Here is a 16,684-nt window from a genome sequence, read left to right on the forward strand (position 1 = left end):
GCCTTTCCGGAGACACAATGAGCGCTGTGCCATTGGGTGACGACCTCGGTATCGAAGCCGCCACCGACCTCAAGCAGCACCTGGCCCCGCACGTCGCGCAGCCGGGACCGCTGGCGCTGGACGCCGGCACCGTGCAGCGCGTGCATACCGCCAGCCTGCAGGTGCTGTGCAGTTTCGTGCGCCAGCGCGAACAGGCCGGCCTGGCCACCGATTTCAGTGCGGTCAGCCAGAGCTTCCGCGACGCCGCGCGCCTGCTCGGCATCGCGCCGCAGCTGGGCCTGAACAACGACAACGAACACAACACGCAACAAGTGGAGAACGCCGCATGAGCGCACGCATTCTGGTAGTGGACGATTCGGCCTCGATGCGACAGATGGTCGCCTTCGCCCTGAGCTCGGCGGGTTTCTCGGTCGATGAAGCCGAAGACGGCCAGGTGGCGCTGGGGCGCGCGCAGGGACAGAAGTTCAATGCCGTCGTCACCGACGTCAACATGCCCAACATGGACGGCATCTCGCTGATCCGTGCACTGCGCGGCCTGCCGGACTACAAGTTCATCCCGATGCTGATGCTGACCACCGAGTCGGCCGCCGACAAGAAGGCCGAAGGCAAGGCCGCCGGCGCCACCGGCTGGCTGGTCAAGCCGTTCAACCCGGAACAGCTGGTCGCCACCGTCCAGAAAGTCCTGGGCTGATCCTTCCTTTCCCCGCTTCCCCTTCGACCGCACCAGGGCACCGTCGCAATGAACATGGACATGCAGCGCTTCCACGCCACGTTCTTCGAGGAAAGTCGCGAAGGACTGGAAGCCATGGAGGCCGGCCTGCTGTCGCTGGAACAGGGCAACCGTGACGGCGACCTGATCAACTCCATCTTCCGCGCTGCGCACTCGATCAAGGGCGGCTCGGCGACGTTCGGCTTCGACGCCATCGCCGGCATGACCCACGTGCTGGAAACGCTGCTGGACGAACTGCGCGCTGGCCAGCGTGCCGTCAGCCCGCCAGCGGTCGATGCGATGCTCGCCTCGGTCGACGTGCTGCGCGCCCTGCTGGCCGAAGCCGAACACGGCACGCCGGCCGATCCCGCCGCGGTGCAGGCCATGAAGGATCGCCTCAATGCGGTGCTGTCCGGACAGGACGCACCTGCCGCCGCCGCACCCGTGGCGGCGGTGGTCGCCGATGCCGAACCCGATGGCTGGAAGATCGGCTTCACCCCGGCGCCGTCGCTGTTCATGAGCGGCAATGATCCACTGCGCATCCTGCGCGAACTGGAACACCTCGGTCCGCTGGAAATCGCGTGCCGCATGGAACGCCTGCCCGGCTTCGAGCAGATCGATCCGCTGGAAGCCTACCTGGCGTGGGATCTCGGCCTGATCGGCAAGGTGCCGCGCAGTGCGGTGGACGACGTGTTCGCCTGGGTCGTCGACGACTGCGAGCTCGACATCCAGCCGATGCAGCGCAACGCAGTGCCGGTCGAGGCCGTCGCCGTCGCCGCGCAACCGGTGGCCGCAGTCGCCGCCGCCGGCGTGCAGGCGCCTGCCGCAGCCGCCGCACCGGCCGCCAACGATGCCGCCGAAACCTCCATCCGCGTCAGCGTCGACAAGATCGACGGGCTGATCAACCTGGTCGGCGAACTCGTCATCACCCAGGCCATGCTCAAGCAGGTCTCCGGCCTGCTCGACCAGGCCCAGTGCGAGCGCCTGTTCGCCGGCCTCGACCTGCTGGAGCGCAATACGCGCGACCTGCAGGAAGCCGTCATCGGCGTGCGCATGCTGCCGGTGGATGCCGTGTTCCGCCGCTTCCCGCGTCTGGTCCGCGACCTGTCCGCCCGCCTCGGCAAGCAGGTGCGCCTGCGCACCGTCGGCGAAGGCACCGAGCTGGACAAGGGCCTGATCGAACGCATCGCCGATCCACTGGTGCACCTGGTGCGGAACTCGATCGACCATGGCCTCGAGATGCCCGACGTGCGCGCCGAGGCAGGCAAGGACGAGACCGGCACCATCACGCTGGCGGCCTCGCACCAGGGCGGCCACATCGTCATCGAAGTCAGCGACGACGGCCGCGGCCTCAACCGCGACCGCATCCTCGCCAAGGCGGCCGAGCGCGGCCTGCCGCTGCCCGAGAATCCCACCGATGCGCAGGTGTGGGACCTCATCTTCCAGCCGGGCTTCTCCACCGCCGATGCCGTCACCGACCTGTCGGGACGCGGCGTGGGCATGGACGTGGTCCGTCGCAACATCCAGGCGCTGGGCGGTGAAGTGCAGCTGGAAAGCGCGGCCGGCCACGGTACCCGCGTGGTGATCCGCCTGCCGCTGACGCTCGCCATCCTCGATGGCATGGCCGTCTCGGTGGGTGACGAAACCCTGATCCTGCCGCTGACCTACGTGCTGGAAGCACTGCAGCCGCAAGGCGAAGACGTGCGCACGGTGGCCGGCGACGGACGCGTGCTTCGCGTGCGCGGCGAATACCTCCCGATCGTCGCGTTGAACGAGTACTACCGCTATGGCGACAACCGCAACGCCGAACAACTGGTGGTGGTGGTGGAAGCCGATGGCCAGAAGCTTGCGCTGGAAGTCGACGAACTGATCGGCCAGCAGCAGGTCGTGGTGAAGAACCTCGAGAACAACTACCGCCGCATCGACGGCATCTCCGGCGCCACCATCCTCGGCGACGGCCGCGTCGCCCTGATCGTCGACGTCGGCGGCCTGGTGCGCACGCGCCGGATGCAGCAGGCGGCCTGACGCCCCATTCCCTCGCGTTGCCTTCCCGCGCGTCGCCTCCCACAGGCGACGCGCGGTGACGCACGCGCCTACACTACCGGTATCCGCATGAAGTACGCCCTCTCCACCCTCGCCCTCGCCCTGCTGGCCGTGCACGCCGGCGCCCACGCCGACGACGGCAAGACCGCCGCCACCGCGTGGCCGCCGAAGATCACCTTCAGTGGCGGCACCGAACTCAGCCTGGGCGGCAACCTGCAGTACGACGTCAACGACTTTTCCGGCGACGGCTACAACGGCGCCGACCTGGAAGACGATGATGCCTGGCGCCGCCAGGAACTCGGCCTGACCCTGCGCAGGAAAGGCGTCTACGAACTGGGCGTCACCTACGACTTCCACGCCAAGAGCTGGAACGACGTGGCGCTGCGTGTCGAGACCAAGGCCCTGTTCGGCCGCGACCTCGGCAAGCTGCGCATCGGCCAGATGAAGGTGCCGCTCGGCTTCGAAGGCAACACCGCCACGCGCACGGTGAGCTTCCTCGAGAACGCCCTGCCCACGCAGGCGTTCTATGAAAACCGCCGCAGCGGCATCGACTGGGCGTTCGAACGCGATCGCTACATCGCCAACGCCGGCTACTTCTTCGAATCCGACCTGCTCGGCAACAACAAGGGCGACACGGCCGCGATACGCCTGGCGTGGACGCCGCGCAAGGCGGCCGGCGACGTGCTGCACCTGGGCGTGGCCGGCTCGCAGGAGCGTCCGGACAGCGACGTCAACGGCCTCGGCGTGACCGTGCATCCCAGCGTCCGCTGGCGCGCACGTCCCGAAGCTGCGCTTACCGACGTGCGCCTGGTCGACTCGGGCACGCTCACGCGCGTGGACCGCATCGACCGCACCGGCCTGGAAGCGCTGTGGATCCACGGCCCGTGGTCGCTGCAGGGCGAATACCTGCGGCAAAAGACCACGCGCGACCTGGGCCTGCCGTCGTATTCGGCCGATGGCGGCTACGTGTTCGCCAGCTGGCTGGCGACCGGCGAGTCGCGTGGCTACAGCGGCGGCAACGTCGCCAACCCCAAGCCCAAGGGCAAGTACGGCGCGCTGGAGCTGCTGGCCCGCTACAGCCGCATCGACCTGGACAGCGACGGCATCGCCGGTGGCCGCGAACACAACTGGACGCTGGGCGCCAACTGGTACCTGACGCCTTACTTCAAGTTCCAGGCCAACGTCGTGAAGACGGACGCCACGCGCGGCGCCTTCTCCGCCGATCCGACCGTGTTCCAACTGCGCGCGCAGATGCATTTCTGAGCGCGTCGCCGCCTCGCGCGCAGCCCGTCACGAATCCGGTGCGCGCGCGACAGCAGTTCGGTAAGCGCGCTTACCCATCCATCGGACGACGGTAAAGAAGCGGCCCTCAACGCCGCTACTCCAGAGCAGACATCGCAGCAAGGGATAGGGACCACCCTTGCTTCAGCCTGACGCACCGGCACCAACCGCTGAACTCAACCGAGACCACTTCATGTTCAAGCACCTCAAGATCGGCAAACGCCTGGCCATCGGCTTCGCCGTCCTCGTCCTGCTCATCGTCGTCACCGGCGCGTTCTCCGCGCAGCGCATGGGCGTCGCCCAGGGCGTGGTGGTCGAGATCACGAACAAGGAGGTCCCGGCCATCCGCGATCTGGGCCGTCTGGCGACCATGCTGGCCGAGTATCGCGTCAGCGAGCGCGGCCTGGTCGCCAACTACGAGGATCCGGACAAGGTCGCCGAATACACAGGCGAGATGGTCGCGGGCGACAAGGCGTTCGACGCGTTGTCGAAGGCGTACGGCGACAGCATCACCGACAAGCAGGAGCAGGAGCTGTACCAGCAGATGCTGGCCAAGTCCGCGCTGTACTTCGACAACAGCCGCCAGCTGATCGAATCGGTCAAGGTCGGCGACCTGACGCCCGCCAGTGGCGCCGGCGACCTGCGCCAGGCCGTGGCCGACGCCGTCGCGCGGATGCTCGACGACAAGATGAAGGGGTTGGACGAGGCGGTGGCTGCCCAGCAGGCGGGCTACAACAGCAACATCCGCGCCATCGGCCTGCTGGTCGTGGTGGCGATGCTGCTGGCGATCGCGGCGGCGGTCCTCATCACGCGCTCGATCGTGCGCCCGATCGGCGACGTCATGAGCGTCGCCGACGCCGTGGCGCGTGGCCAGCTCGATCGCCAGATCACGGTCGACGACCGCAGCGAGACCGGCGACCTGCTCAATGCCATGCAGCGCATGCAGACGCAGGTCCGGTCGGTCATCGCCGCGCAGAGCGAGATGGCCGCACGCCACGATGAAGGCCGGATCAGCTACCGGATGGATGACAGCGCGTTCCCGGGCGACTACGGCCGCATGGTCCGCGATACCAATGCACTGGTCGCGTCGCACATCGCAGTGAAGATGCGCCTGGCCGAGGTCATGCAGCGCTACTCCATCGGCGACCTGTCGGTGGACATGGACCGCCTGCCTGGCGAGAAGGCGGTGCTCACCGAGACGATGGACGCCACCAAGGCGAGCCTGTCGGCGATCAATGCCGAGATCAAGCGTCTGGCGCATGCCGCCTCCTCCGGCGACTTCACCCAGCGCGGCGACGTGGACAAGTACCAGTACGATTTCCGCGACATGGTGGCCGGCCTGAACCAGCTGATGGAAACCACCGACAGGAACCTGGCCGAAGTGTCCGAGTTGCTGAAGGCCATCGCCCGCGGCGACCTGACCGCGCGGATGGAAGGCGACTTCCATGGCGTGTTCGCCATCATGCGCGACGACGCCAACGCCACCGTCGGCCAGCTGACCGAGATCGTCGGCGGCATCCAGACCGCCGCACTGAGCATCAACACCGCCGCCGGCGAGATCGCCTCCGGCAACAACGACCTCTCGCGCCGTACCGAACAGCAGGCCGCCAACCTGGAAGAGACCGCCGCCTCGATGGAGGAACTGACCTCCACCGTGCGCCAGAACGCCGAATCGGCACGCCAGGCCAACCAGCTCGCCATAGGCGCCGCGTCGGTCGCCTCGCAGGGCGGCGATGTGGTCGGCAAGGTCGTCACGACCATGACCGACATCGAACAGTCGTCCAAGAAGATCGCCGAGATCATCTCGGTCATCGACGGCATCGCCTTCCAGACCAACATCCTGGCGCTCAACGCCGCGGTGGAAGCCGCCCGTGCCGGCGAACAGGGCCGAGGCTTCGCCGTGGTCGCCTCGGAAGTGCGCACCCTCGCCCAGCGCTCGGCCAATGCGGCCAAGGAGATCAAGGGCCTGATCGAGACGTCCGTGGACAAGGTCGCCGATGGTTCGGCACTGGTGAACCAGGCCGGCGCGACGATGGCCGAGATCGTGGCCAGCGTGCAGCGCGTGACCGACATCATGGCCGAGATTTCGGCGGCCTCGCAGGAGCAGTCGGCCGGCATCGAGCAGGTCAACCAGACCATCACCCAGATGGACGAAGCGACCCAGCAGAACGCTGCGCTGGTGGAAGAAGCCACCGCGGCTGCCCGTTCGATGGAAGAACAGGCGCAGTCGCTGACCGAATCGGTGGCGGTGTTCAAGCTGCACGCCACCACCAGCGCACCGGTGCGCAAGGCCGTCGCCGCGGCCCCGGTCGCCGCGCCCAAGCCGGTCAAGGCCGTGGCCCGCAAGCCGGCGGCACGCCTGCCCGAGCCGGCCCTGGCCGATGGCGACTGGCAGGAGTTCTGACGCACCGCCCGCACCTGTGTGACCGAACGACGGCCCGGACTTTCCGGGCCGTCTTCGTTTCGGAGGGCCGCGACCTGTCAGGGACCGCCCGACCGTTCGTCGGGAAAGTACGTTCATTTACTTAATGACGCGAGGGCGACGCCGATATCGCTGGGGCCACCACCACACTCCGCCCTGTCCCATGAATCGACTCGCGCGCCTGTCGCTCGGCAGCAAACTCTCGCTCCAGGTTACCGTCGCGGTGGCCATCGTCCTCACCCTCCTGGCGCTGGTGGTCCAACGGCAGTCGGGCCGTGCCATCGAAGCGCGCGCACTGGGCGACCTGGACGTCGCGGCGCAGGTCATGCAGGAATCCATCGCCCTCTACGACAGCACCCTGACGGACGCCACGCAGCGCATGGCCAGCAGTTTCCGCGCCGCCCTGCCCTCCGGCGACGTTTCGGTGGACGCGGACAACAGCACGCTGATCGGCGATGTCGACGTGCCGGCGCTGCGCTTCGGCGGGCAGGCGATCAACCTCGATTTCACCGCCGTCGACCGCTTCACCGAGGCGACGGGCGTGGTCGCCACGCTGTTCGTACGCCAGGGCGACGACTTCATCCGCGCCACCACCTCGTTGCGCAACACGCAGGACGAACGCGTCATCGGCACCGCGCTGGACCACAAGCATCCCGCCTACGCGCTGATCCTGGAGGACAAGCCGTACACCGGTCGCGCCCGCCTGTTCGGCCGCGACTACATGACCCATTACCAGCCCCTGCAGGATGCCGAAGGCAAGACCGTCGGCATCCTGTTCGTCGGCCAGAACTACGGCGACGGACTGGCGGCGCTGAAGGACAAGCTGCGCACGACGCAGCTGGGCGAAGCGGGTTACTTCTTCGTGGTCGATCTCGCCGAAGGCGACCATCAGGGCATGCTCGCGGCGCATCCCGCCAGCCAGGAATCCCCTTACACCGCCGTGGTCGATGCGGCCTCGGTGCCGGCGATGAAGGCATTGCTGGCGCAGGACAGCGGACATGCAGTGCTCGACATCGCCCCCAAGGTGGGCGACGACGCGGTGCCCGCGCTGGTCGCGGTAAAGCAGTTCGCGCCCTGGAAATGGGCGCTGGTGGCCGTCGAGCCACGTGACAACGTACTCGCCGCCAGCCATGCACTGATGATCGCGATCGTATCGCTGTCGCTGCTTGCGCTGCTCGTGATCGGCGTACTGACCGCGCTCGGCGTCCGCCGCGTGGTCTCGCGTCCGCTGCGCGCGGCCGTCGCCATCGCCGAAGACGTTGCGGCAGGCAGGCTGGACGGCAGGATCGATACGTCCCGCAGCGACGAAGTGGGCCAACTGCTGACCGCCATGCACCACGTGCAGACGCAGGTGGTGTCGGTGATCGCCGCGCAGACCGAGATGACGCGCCGCCACGACGAAGGCCAGATCAGCTTCCGCATCGACGACACCGGCTTCCCGGGCGACTATGGCCGCATGGTGCGCGACACCAACACGCTGGTCGCCGCCCATATCGCGGTGAAGATGCGCCTGATCGAGGTCATGCAGCGCTACTCCATCGGCGACCTGTCGATCGACATGGACCGTCTGCCCGGCGAGAAGGCGGTGCTGACCGAGACGATGGACGCCACCAAGGCCAGCCTGTCGGCCATCAACGCGGAGATCAAGCGTCTCGCACATGCCGCCTCCTCCGGCGACTTCACCCAACGTGGCGACGTCACCAAGTACCAGTTCGACTTCCTCGACATGGTGTCCGGCCTGAACCGGCTGATGGAGACCACGGACAACAACCTGGCCGAGGTCTCCGCCCTGCTGCAGGCCATCGCCCGCGGCGACCTGACCGCGCGCATGGAAGGCGACTTCCACGGCGTGTTCGCCACCATGCGCGACGACGCCAACGCCACCGTCGGCCAGCTGACCGACATCGTCGGCCGCATCCAGGATGCCTCCGCGTCCATCAATACCGCCGCCGGCGAGATCGCATCGGGCAACCTCGACCTGTCCCGCCGCACGGAACAGCAGGCGGCCAACCTGGAGGAAACCGCCGCGTCGATGGAGGAACTGACCTCCACCGTGCGCCAGAACGCCGAATCGGCCCGCCAGGCCAACCAGTTGTCGATCGGTGCCGCCGGCGTGGCGTCGCAGGGTGGCGACGTGGTCGGCAAGGTAGTGGCGACGATGACCGACATCGAACAGTCCTCGAAGCGGATCGGGGAGATCATTTCCGTCATCGACGGCATCGCCTTCCAGACCAACATCCTGGCCTTGAACGCCGCGGTGGAAGCCGCCCGTGCCGGCGAACAGGGCCGCGGCTTCGCCGTCGTCGCCAGCGAGGTGCGCACGCTCGCCCAGCGCTCGGCCAACGCCGCCAAGGAAATCAAGACGCTGATCGAAACCTCGGTGGACAAGGTCGCCGACGGTTCCAGGCTGGTGAACCAGGCTGGTACCACCATGGCCGAGATCGTGGCCTCGGTGCAGCGCGTGACCGACATCATGGCCGAGATCTCCGCCGCCTCGCAGGAACAGTCCTCGGGCATCGAGCAGGTCAACCAGACCATCGTGCAGATGGACGAGACCACGCAGCAGAATGCCGCGCTGGTGGAAGAGGCCTCCGCCGCCGCGCGTTCGATGGAAGAACAGGCGCATGCACTCGGCGAATCGGTCGCGGTGTTCAAGCTCCACGCCACGGTCCGCACGCCGGTGCGCAAGGCGCCTGCCGCCGCCCACGCAACGACGCCCAAGGCACCCGCGAAGGCAGTCGCCCGCAAACCGGCCGCGTCCCTGCAGGAACCCGCGCTGGCGGACGGCGACTGGCAGGAGTTCTGATCCGCCATTGCGCCTGCCTGCCCGCTTCGACCACACGGCCCGCACCTCGCGGGCCGTGTGCGTTACGGGGGCACGGCTACCTGCGCAACGCGGTCACCGTTCCGCATGCCGGCAAGAGGCCGCCACCTGCACCCACCGCGTCACACGCGCTGGAGGCATCCGCTCGGATCAGGGCCCCGAGGCCTCGAAAAGAAGGTCGTGATAGTCGTAGCTGAAATCCGCCAACGGAGACACCGCCTTCATCGTGATGCGCCGGGCGCGCCCATCGGCGTCGAGCGAAAACGTCATGTAGGCCGGCTCGACCGAGGCATCGTCCCAGTCCACGCGGAACGTGTCGTACTGCCAGTGGTAGCGACCGACCGTCGGGAATGCCTGCCACGAAGACGCGGTCGCACCAGAGCAGGCCGCCAGCCCCCCCCTATCGCTGCAGACCACTAGCCGGAACCTGAGGACGTTGCAGGCTCTTCATTGCCGAGGTCGCGGTCCAACAGGCAGTCGATGAAGGCGCGCAGCGCCGGCAGCATGTAGCGGCGACTCGAGTAGTAGAGGTAGAGGCCGGGCACGGTCGGTGACCAGTCGGCGAGGACGCGCCTCAGGCGTCCGTCACGCAGGGCCTCGGCGATGTCGTCGTCGTTGTATGCGTAGAGGATGCCGAGTCCCTGCAGCGCGGCGGGCACGATGATGTCCTGGTGGTTCGAGATCACCTTGCCCTCGCCGAAAACCTCGACCGTCTTGCCCTTCTTCGCGAACGGCCAGCCCGCGATCTTGCCGCTGCCAGGGAAGCGCCAGTTGATACAGGCGTGGCGGTCCAGATCCGCAGGCGTCTTCGGCTCGCCATGCCGCTCGAGATACCCGGGCGAGGCCACGGCCAGCAGTTCGATGTCCGGCGTCAGCCGCACCGCCACCATGTCCTTCTGCAGGCGACCGCCCACGCGGATGCCGGCATCGAAGCCTTCGCCGGCGATATCGCTCAGCGCATCGTCGATCACGATGTCGAGCACGACGTCAGGGTTCGCCTTCGCGAACCTTCCGAGTCGCGGTGCCAGCACGCGCCTGGCCGCCATGCTCAGCGTGTTGATGCGCAGCGTGCCGGCGGCGCGCGCGCTCGTACCCACCGCCTGCGCCACCGCCTCGTCCATGTCGCGCAGCATCGGCGTCAGGCGCTCGTGCAACCGGCGGCCCGGCTCGGTCGGCGACACGCTGCGTGTGGTCCGGTTCAACAGACGCACCCCCAGCCGCGATTCCAGTTGACGGATGGTCTGGCTGAGCGCGGACCGCGACAGCCCTAGGTGATCGGCGGCGCGGGCGAAGCTGGCCCGGTCGACGACGGCCACGAAGGCCTTCAGTTCCGCGAATTCGGCGCCGCGCATTGTGTACGGATTCCTGCATAGCCTGATCGGATCATAGGTGATTCTCTTACCCGGGTGGACGGATCAACCTAGCGCCGTACCCACACCGGAGCACCGCCATGAAAGACCTGAACCTGCCCGAGCCCATCGCGGCCTACTTCGACGCCGACCGTCAGGATGGCCAGGCCGTCGCCCGCTGTTTCACCAGGGATGGCCTGGTCCTGGACGAAGGCCACACCCATGCCGGCCTCGCCGCCATCGAGGCCTGGAAGACCGCCTCGTCCGCCCAGTACACCTACACCGCCACGCCCCACACGCTGGAGACGCAGGGCCGCAGCTACACCGTGACCAGCCGCGTGTCCGGCGACTTCCCGGGCAGTCCGCTGGACCTGCGTTACCGCTTCACCCTGGAGCGCGGCAAGATCGCCACGCTGGAGATCGCGCCATGAGCTTCGATCTCTCGCTGGCGGGCAAGCGCGTGCTGGTTACCGGCGGCACGCGCGGCGTCGGCGCCGCCGTCGTCGAACGGCTCGCCTCGCTGCAGGCACGCGTCGTGGCGACGGCGCTGTCGGCGCCGAAGCAGCCCACCGAAGGCGTGCACTACGTCGCCGCCGATCTCGCCACCGCCGAGGGTGTTCGCATGGCGACCGACGCAGCCCAGCGCCACCTCAGCACCGTCGACATCCTCATCAACGTGGTGGGCGGCTCGTCGGCGCCCGCGGGCGGCTTCGCCAGGCTGGACGACGGCGAGTGGGCGAAGGCGCTGAACCTCAATCTGATGTCCGCCGTGCGGATGGACCGTGCCCTGCTGCCGGCGATGCTCGCGCAGCGCTCCGGCGTGATCCTGCACGTGACCTCGATCCAGCGCCTGCTGCCGCTGCACGATTCCACCATCGCCTATGCCGCCGCGAAGGCCGCGCTGTCGACCTACAGCAAGGCACTGTCTAAGGAAGTCACGCCGCAGGGCGTGCGGGTGGTCCGCGTGTCGCCGGGCTGGATCGAGACCGAAGCCTCGATCGATTTCCTCGGCGGCATCGCGGCCAACGCCGGCACCGACTACGAAGGCGCCAAACAGATGGTCATGGACGCGCTGGGCGGCATTCCGGTGGGGCGCCCGGCCCAGCCGTCCGAGGTAGCCGACCTCATCGCGTTCCTGGTCTCGCCTCGCGCCGCGTCCATCTCGGGATCGGAACACACGATCGACGGCGGCACTGTGCCGACAGCGTAAGCCCCCGATGACCTCCCCGCCCGCCGGCGACCCGGCGGGCGGGCCGGGAGGCGTTCGCGGCAGATCCGTACGAAGGATCAAGTTATCAGTACGTTTCGTGACCGATGGTTCCTGACGGGCCTGCACAGTACCCCTGCCGGCCAACGCCGCACTCCGAACGCTACCCACCACTGCCCCGAGGACACGACCATGTTCAAGCTCATCCCCGCCCTGCTCGCCGCCGCCCTGGCCGCCAGCCTGTCCCCCACCGCCCATGCCGCCGAGACCACCCGCGATGGCGGCCAGGTGAAGAACGTCGTGCTGGTGCACGGCGCCTTCGCCGACGGCGCCGGCTGGCGCCCGGTGTACGACGACCTGACCGCACGCGGCTACCGCGTGTCCATCGTGCAGAACCCGCTGACGTCGCTCGCCGACGATGTGGCCGCGACCACGCGCGTGCTCGATCGCCAGGACGGTCCTGCCATCCTGGTCGGGCACTCCTGGGGCGGAACGGTGATCACCGAAGCCGGTATCCACGACAAGGTGGCCGGCCTGGTCTACGTGTCGGCGCTGGCCCCCGACGCAGGCGAAACCACGGCGCAGCAGTACGAAGGTTTCGCAGCCACGCCCGAGTTCGTGATCGAGACCGGCCGCGATGGCTACGGCTTCATCAACCCGGCCAAGTTCAAGGCGGGCTTCGCCGGTGACACCACGGACGCCGACGCGGCATTCCTGCGCGATTCGCAGGTGCCGATCAACATGTCGGTGTTCGGCACCACGCTGACGAACGCGGCGTGGCGCACGAAGCCCAGCTGGGCCGTCATCGCCACCGAAGACAAGGCCTTCGACCAGGCCATGCTCATCCACATGGCCGAACGCATCAATGCGCGCATCACCAAGGTCTCCGCCAGCCACGCGGTCTTCATGACCCAGCCCAAAGTGGTGGCCGATACGATCGATCGCGCGGCGAAGGACGCCGCCGGACAGGCCAGGTAAGCGCCTCCGGAGGCGACGACGGCGCGTGTCGCCGTCGCCTCCAACGTGCTCCTCCGGCGCGTCTTCGCAGGGTGTACCGCCCAGGGGGCGCCGGATGCACGGGCATCGCCACTAAAGATGCTGTGACGTACGCCGATACAGCCTGTGACGCCCTCCCTGCCCCGACGTTCCCGCCCGCAATGACCGAGACCAGCGACTCCCCACTGGCCGATCCCGTCAGGTACGACGATGAAGACAAGTACCTGGTGCATGGCGAGTACGCGATCCGCCAGATCCTGCAGTCGCTGATCGACAAGCGGGCGCTGGTCAGCGGCTGCGCGATGCCGCGCAACCACACCTTCCCCACGTCCGTGGTCGAAGTGATGGAGGACGAAGACGGCGTCCTGATCGACGGCAGCGCCTCGGAGGCGATCAACCGCAGCATCGAGGAAGCCACCCACGTCACCTGCGTGTCCCGGCTCGAGCGGATCCACGTGCAGTTCAAGCTGTACGACCTGCAGCGCGTCCAGAAGGACGGGCAGGTCGCGTTCCGCGCATCGCTGCCGGAAAGCGTCCTGCGCCTGCAGCGCCGCGAGTTCTACCGGCTGCAGGTGCCGGTGACGCAGCCGATGGAGTGCGCCGTCCCGACCCGCCACCCCGATGGCGAGACGACCTACCGCAACTACCGCGTGCTGGATATCAGCGGCGGCGGCATCGCGCTGGCCGTGCAGGCGGAAGAGCCGACGCTGCAGCCGTACAAGGAGTTCCCCGGCAGCCTGCTGCACCTGCCCGAGAGCGGGCCGCTGTGCGTGCGCCTGATGGTCAAGAGCCTGCATCGCCAGCTCAACCAGAACGGCAGCGAGAGCTGGCGTGCCGGCTGCCAGTTCACCGAGATGCCGCGCGGTGGCGACGCCCTGATCCAGCGCTACATCTTCCGCCTGGAACGCCAGCGCAGCGCCCGCGAGCGCGGCGCGGCGTGACCGGCGTCGACGTTTCGAACGCCTTCCGTCGGTTCTGAGCGTCTTGCGCTCAATCCCGCCGCACGCCCGCCGATACCCGTGTAACGCTCCTGACACACAGGTGTGGCCCACAGGCGGCCGCTCCGTGCACCGGGACAGCCGTACCGCCCCATCCGCACGAGGCCGCCATGTCATCCGCTTCCGCCCGCTTCTCTTCCCGCAGCATCGCCACGCGCGTGATGTACGGCACCGCCGTCGTCGCCCTGCTCGCCTTCGGCGTCGCCGCGGCGGCCAGCTACCTGCGCAGCAGCCAATCGCTGCTCGCCGGCGCCCGCACCACGATGGAAGGGCTGGCGAATCTGGAAGCGCAGCGCATCTCGGGCGAACTGACCGGCGCCTTCGACACCAATGCAGCCCTGGCGCATGCCCTGCTCGCCCAACGCAACGGCGACGGCGACGGCGACGGCATCAGCCGCTCCGCGGCCAGCGCCATTTTCAAGCGCCAGTTGGAAGCCCATCCGGAATGGATCGGCGTGGGCACGCTATGGGAGCCCGATGCGTTCGACGGCAAGGATGCGGACTACGTGTCCGCGGCCGGCCACGACGACACCGGCCGCTTCATGAGCTACTGGGCATGGAGCGACGGCGTACCGCTGGAAGAGGCGCTGCGCGACTACGAAGTCCCCGGTGCCGGTGACTGGTACCTGCGTCCGCGCGAACTCAAGCGCCAGGTGGTCGCCGAGCCCTACGTGTACAAGATCGCGGGCAAGGACGTGCTGATGACGACCCTGTCCACCCCGGTGCTGGAAGACGGCAAGTACGTCGGCGTCATGACCGTCGACTTCGCCCTGCAGTCGCTGCAGGAACGCATCGCCAAACTCACCCCGATGGACGCGGGCTTCGTGCGCCTGCTGACGCCGGCCGGTGTGGTCATCGCCGACCAGGATGCGGCTTCGGTCGGCAAGCCGTATGCGGGCGACCAGGCCGCCGACGTGATCAAGCGGATCGCCGCCGGCGAATCCGTGTTCCGCGAGGCCGCCAATGCCGCCGGCGACGCGGTGATGGAAGCCTACGTGCCGCTGCAGATCGGTGACGCGCAGGAGCGCTTCGCGCTCGGTGTGGTGGTCCCGCGCGCCGTCCTGATGAAGGAAGCCCGCGCCGTATTGTGGACGGTAGTGGCCGTCGGTTCGCTTGGCGCCGCCCTGCTCTGCGGTGCGGTGTTCTGGCTGCTGCGCCGCCAGGTCGCCAGGCCGCTGGCGGGTGCCGTGCGCGTCGCCGACGACATCGCCCGCGGCAAGCTGGACAGCGACATCGATGCCAGCGGCGACGACGAGATCGGCACGCTGATGAAGGCCATGCGCAGCATGCAGGGCCATCTGCGCGAACGCATCGAACGCGACGCCGTGGTGGCGAAGGAAAGCCTGCGCATCCGTACCGCGCTGGAAGACGTGACCACCAACGTCATGATCGCCGACGCCGACCGCACCATCGTCTACGCCAACCGTCCGCTGATGAAGATGCTGGCCGACGTGGAGCAGGACCTGCGCCGCGACCTGCCCGCCTTCGACGTGCGCACGGTGATCGGCAGCAGCATCGACATCTTCCACAAGAAGCCCAAACACCAGGCGCGCATGCTGGCGCAGCTGCAGGGCACGCACCGCGCACAGATCACCGTGGGCGGCCGCATCATGCAGTTGATCATCAACCCGGTGACCGACGGCGACGGCCAGCGCGTCGGCTACGTGGTCGAGTGGGCGGACCGTACCCATGAGGTCATGGTCGAGCAGGAAGTCACCCGCATCGTGCAGGCCGCCGCGCAGGGCGACCTGAGCGGACGCATCGCCGAGACCGGAAAGCAGGGCTTCCTGCTGATGCTGTCGCAGCAGGTCAACGGCCTGCTGACCGCGATCGCCGGCAGCGTCGAGGCCGTCTCCGGCGTGCTGCAGTCGCTGTCCAAGGGCGACCTGACCGCGCGCATGGACGGCGACTTCCACGGCGTGTTCGCTGCCATGCGCGACGACGCGAACGCCACCGTCGCCCAGCTGACCGACATCGTCGGCCGCATCCAGGACGCCTCCGGCTCCATCAATACCGCCGCCGGCGAGATCGCCTCCGGCAACAACGACCTCTCGCGCCGCACCGAACAGCAGGCCGCCAACCTGGAAGAAACGGCAGCCTCGATGGAGGAGCTCACGTCCACCGTGCGCCAGAACGCCGAATCGGCCCGTCAGGCCAACCAGCTCGCCATCGGTGCGGCCTCGGTCGCCTCGCAGGGCGGCGACGTGGTCGGCAAGGTCGTCACCACCATGACCGACATCGAACAGTCGTCCAAGAAGATCGCCGAGATCATCTCGGTCATCGACGGCATCGCGTTCCAGACCAACATCCTGGCGCTCAACGCCGCGGTGGAAGCCGCCCGTGCCGGCGAGCAGGGCCGCGGCTTCGCCGTGGTCGCCTCGGAAGTGCGCACCCTCGCCCAGCGCTCGGCCAATGCGGCCAAGGAGATCAAGGGCCTGATCGAGACGTCCGTGGACAAGGTCGCCGATGGTTCGGCACTGGTGAACCAGGCCGGCGCGACGATGGCCGAGATCGTGGCCAGCGTGCAGCGCGTGACCGACATCATGGCCGAGATCTCCGCCGCCTCGCAGGAACAGTCGGCCGGCATCGAGCAGGTCAACCAGACCATCACCCAGATGGACGAAGCGACCCAGCAGAACGCCGCGCTGGTGGAAGAAGCCTCGGCCGCCGCCCGTTCGATGGAAGAACAGGCGCAGGCGCTGAACGATGCCGTGTCCAGCTTCCGGCTGGACAGCCACGGCAGCGTGGCGCGCCTGGTGCAGGAACGCGTCACCCGCATCGCCGCCGGCGGCGCCCCGCGTCCGGTGTCCGCACCGCACGCCCACTGAGCCCGCTAAAGAAACCCCGCCCGGGGC

At 68.1% G+C, this 16,684-nt stretch carries 13 protein-coding genes; 11 read left to right on the plus strand and 2 right to left on the minus strand.

The window, feature by feature from the left end:
• Positions 1 to 17 precede the first annotated feature (17 nt).
• The 6 genes from ACSQ1W_RS09760 to ACSQ1W_RS09785 all read left to right on the plus strand — a co-directional run bounded on the left by ACSQ1W_RS09760 (position 18) and on the right by ACSQ1W_RS09785 (position 9,261).
• Entirely contained in the window at positions 18 to 329 is a 312-nt protein-coding gene (locus ACSQ1W_RS09760; protein WP_192267771.1) for an STAS domain-containing protein, read from the plus strand.
• On the plus strand, positions 326 to 691 hold the full coding sequence (locus ACSQ1W_RS09765; protein WP_436043149.1) for a response regulator: 366 nt from the start codon (positions 326 to 328) through the stop codon (positions 689 to 691). The genes ACSQ1W_RS09760 and ACSQ1W_RS09765 overlap by 4 nt, the downstream gene beginning before the upstream one ends.
• 48 nt (positions 692 to 739) lie before the next feature.
• Positions 740 to 2,734 (plus strand): chemotaxis protein CheA, encoded by a 1,995-nt coding sequence (locus ACSQ1W_RS09770; RefSeq protein WP_436043150.1) that lies wholly within the window; start codon positions 740 to 742, stop codon positions 2,732 to 2,734.
• A gap of 87 nt (positions 2,735 to 2,821) precedes the next feature.
• Complete coding sequence (locus ACSQ1W_RS09775; protein WP_436043151.1) at positions 2,822 to 4,015, plus strand: OprO/OprP family phosphate-selective porin; 1,194 nt, start codon at positions 2,822 to 2,824, stop codon at positions 4,013 to 4,015.
• Between the two features lie 211 nt (positions 4,016 to 4,226).
• On the plus strand, positions 4,227 to 6,437 hold the full coding sequence (locus ACSQ1W_RS09780; RefSeq protein ID WP_436043152.1) for a methyl-accepting chemotaxis protein: 2,211 nt from the start codon (positions 4,227 to 4,229) through the stop codon (positions 6,435 to 6,437).
• 181 nt (positions 6,438 to 6,618) lie between these two features.
• Positions 6,619 to 9,261, plus strand: a complete 2,643-nt coding sequence (locus tag ACSQ1W_RS09785) for a Cache 3/Cache 2 fusion domain-containing protein (RefSeq protein WP_436043153.1) — start codon at positions 6,619 to 6,621, stop codon at positions 9,259 to 9,261.
• A 168-nt stretch (positions 9,262 to 9,429) separates the two neighbouring features.
• On the opposite strand, the gene ACSQ1W_RS09790 is transcribed toward ACSQ1W_RS09785, so the two are convergent.
• Together ACSQ1W_RS09790 and ACSQ1W_RS09795 are read right to left on the minus strand one after the other, a co-directional pair.
• Positions 9,430 to 9,696: a DUF3471 domain-containing protein gene (locus ACSQ1W_RS09790; protein ID WP_436043154.1), complete on the minus strand. Its 267-nt coding sequence runs from the start codon at positions 9,694 to 9,696 to the stop codon at positions 9,430 to 9,432.
• A complete protein-coding gene (locus ACSQ1W_RS09795) occupies positions 9,696 to 10,631 on the minus strand; it encodes a LysR family transcriptional regulator (protein ID WP_436043155.1) in 936 nt (311 codons plus the stop codon). Before ACSQ1W_RS09795 ends, ACSQ1W_RS09790 begins: the two co-directional genes overlap by 1 nt.
• Positions 10,632 to 10,729: 98 nt before the next feature.
• Here ACSQ1W_RS09795 and ACSQ1W_RS09800 point away from each other — a divergent pair, with 98 nt between their 5' ends.
• The 5 genes from ACSQ1W_RS09800 (at position 10,730) to ACSQ1W_RS09820 (ending at position 16,657) form a co-directional block, all read left to right on the plus strand.
• Positions 10,730 to 11,059, plus strand: a complete 330-nt coding sequence (locus ACSQ1W_RS09800) for a nuclear transport factor 2 family protein (protein WP_192267752.1) — start codon at positions 10,730 to 10,732, stop codon at positions 11,057 to 11,059.
• The gene (locus ACSQ1W_RS09805; RefSeq protein WP_436043156.1) at positions 11,056 to 11,838 is read left to right on the plus strand and encodes an SDR family oxidoreductase; all 783 of its coding nucleotides are present in this window, start codon (positions 11,056 to 11,058) and stop codon (positions 11,836 to 11,838) included. The genes ACSQ1W_RS09800 and ACSQ1W_RS09805 overlap by 4 nt, the downstream gene beginning before the upstream one ends.
• Positions 11,839 to 12,027: 189 nt before the next feature.
• Positions 12,028 to 12,813: an alpha/beta fold hydrolase gene (locus ACSQ1W_RS09810; protein WP_436043158.1), complete on the plus strand. Its 786-nt coding sequence runs from the start codon at positions 12,028 to 12,030 to the stop codon at positions 12,811 to 12,813.
• Positions 12,814 to 12,992: 179 nt separating this feature from the next.
• A complete protein-coding gene (locus ACSQ1W_RS09815; protein WP_436043160.1) occupies positions 12,993 to 13,772 on the plus strand; it encodes a flagellar brake protein in 780 nt (259 codons plus the stop codon).
• Positions 13,773 to 13,939: 167 nt separating this feature from the next.
• On the plus strand, positions 13,940 to 16,657 hold the full coding sequence (locus ACSQ1W_RS09820) for a methyl-accepting chemotaxis protein (protein WP_436043162.1): 2,718 nt from the start codon (positions 13,940 to 13,942) through the stop codon (positions 16,655 to 16,657).
• Positions 16,658 to 16,684 lie beyond the last annotated feature (27 nt).

Source organism: Pseudoxanthomonas sp. LjRoot143 (assembly GCF_964252945.1).
GTDB lineage: Bacteria > Pseudomonadota > Gammaproteobacteria > Xanthomonadales > Xanthomonadaceae > Pseudoxanthomonas_A.

Coding starts and splice junctions, on each gene's coding strand:
- ACSQ1W_RS09795 (WP_436043155.1), bottom strand. CDS start 10,631: ATGCGCGGCGCCGAATTCGCGGAACTGAAGGCCTTCGTGGCCGTCGTC.
- ACSQ1W_RS09775 (WP_436043151.1), top strand. CDS start 2,822: ATGAAGTACGCCCTCTCCACCCTCGCCCTCGCCCTGCTGGCCGTGCAC.
- ACSQ1W_RS09805 (WP_436043156.1), top strand. CDS start 11,056: ATGAGCTTCGATCTCTCGCTGGCGGGCAAGCGCGTGCTGGTTACCGGC.
- ACSQ1W_RS09820 (WP_436043162.1), top strand. CDS start 13,940: ATGTCATCCGCTTCCGCCCGCTTCTCTTCCCGCAGCATCGCCACGCGC.
- ACSQ1W_RS09780 (WP_436043152.1), top strand. CDS start 4,227: ATGTTCAAGCACCTCAAGATCGGCAAACGCCTGGCCATCGGCTTCGCC.
- ACSQ1W_RS09810 (WP_436043158.1), top strand. CDS start 12,028: ATGTTCAAGCTCATCCCCGCCCTGCTCGCCGCCGCCCTGGCCGCCAGC.
- ACSQ1W_RS09815 (WP_436043160.1), top strand. CDS start 12,993: ATGACCGAGACCAGCGACTCCCCACTGGCCGATCCCGTCAGGTACGAC.
- ACSQ1W_RS09800 (WP_192267752.1), top strand. CDS start 10,730: ATGAAAGACCTGAACCTGCCCGAGCCCATCGCGGCCTACTTCGACGCC.
- ACSQ1W_RS09765 (WP_436043149.1), top strand. CDS start 326: ATGAGCGCACGCATTCTGGTAGTGGACGATTCGGCCTCGATGCGACAG.
- ACSQ1W_RS09760 (WP_192267771.1), top strand. CDS start 18: ATGAGCGCTGTGCCATTGGGTGACGACCTCGGTATCGAAGCCGCCACC.
- ACSQ1W_RS09770 (WP_436043150.1), top strand. CDS start 740: ATGAACATGGACATGCAGCGCTTCCACGCCACGTTCTTCGAGGAAAGT.
- ACSQ1W_RS09785 (WP_436043153.1), top strand. CDS start 6,619: ATGAATCGACTCGCGCGCCTGTCGCTCGGCAGCAAACTCTCGCTCCAG.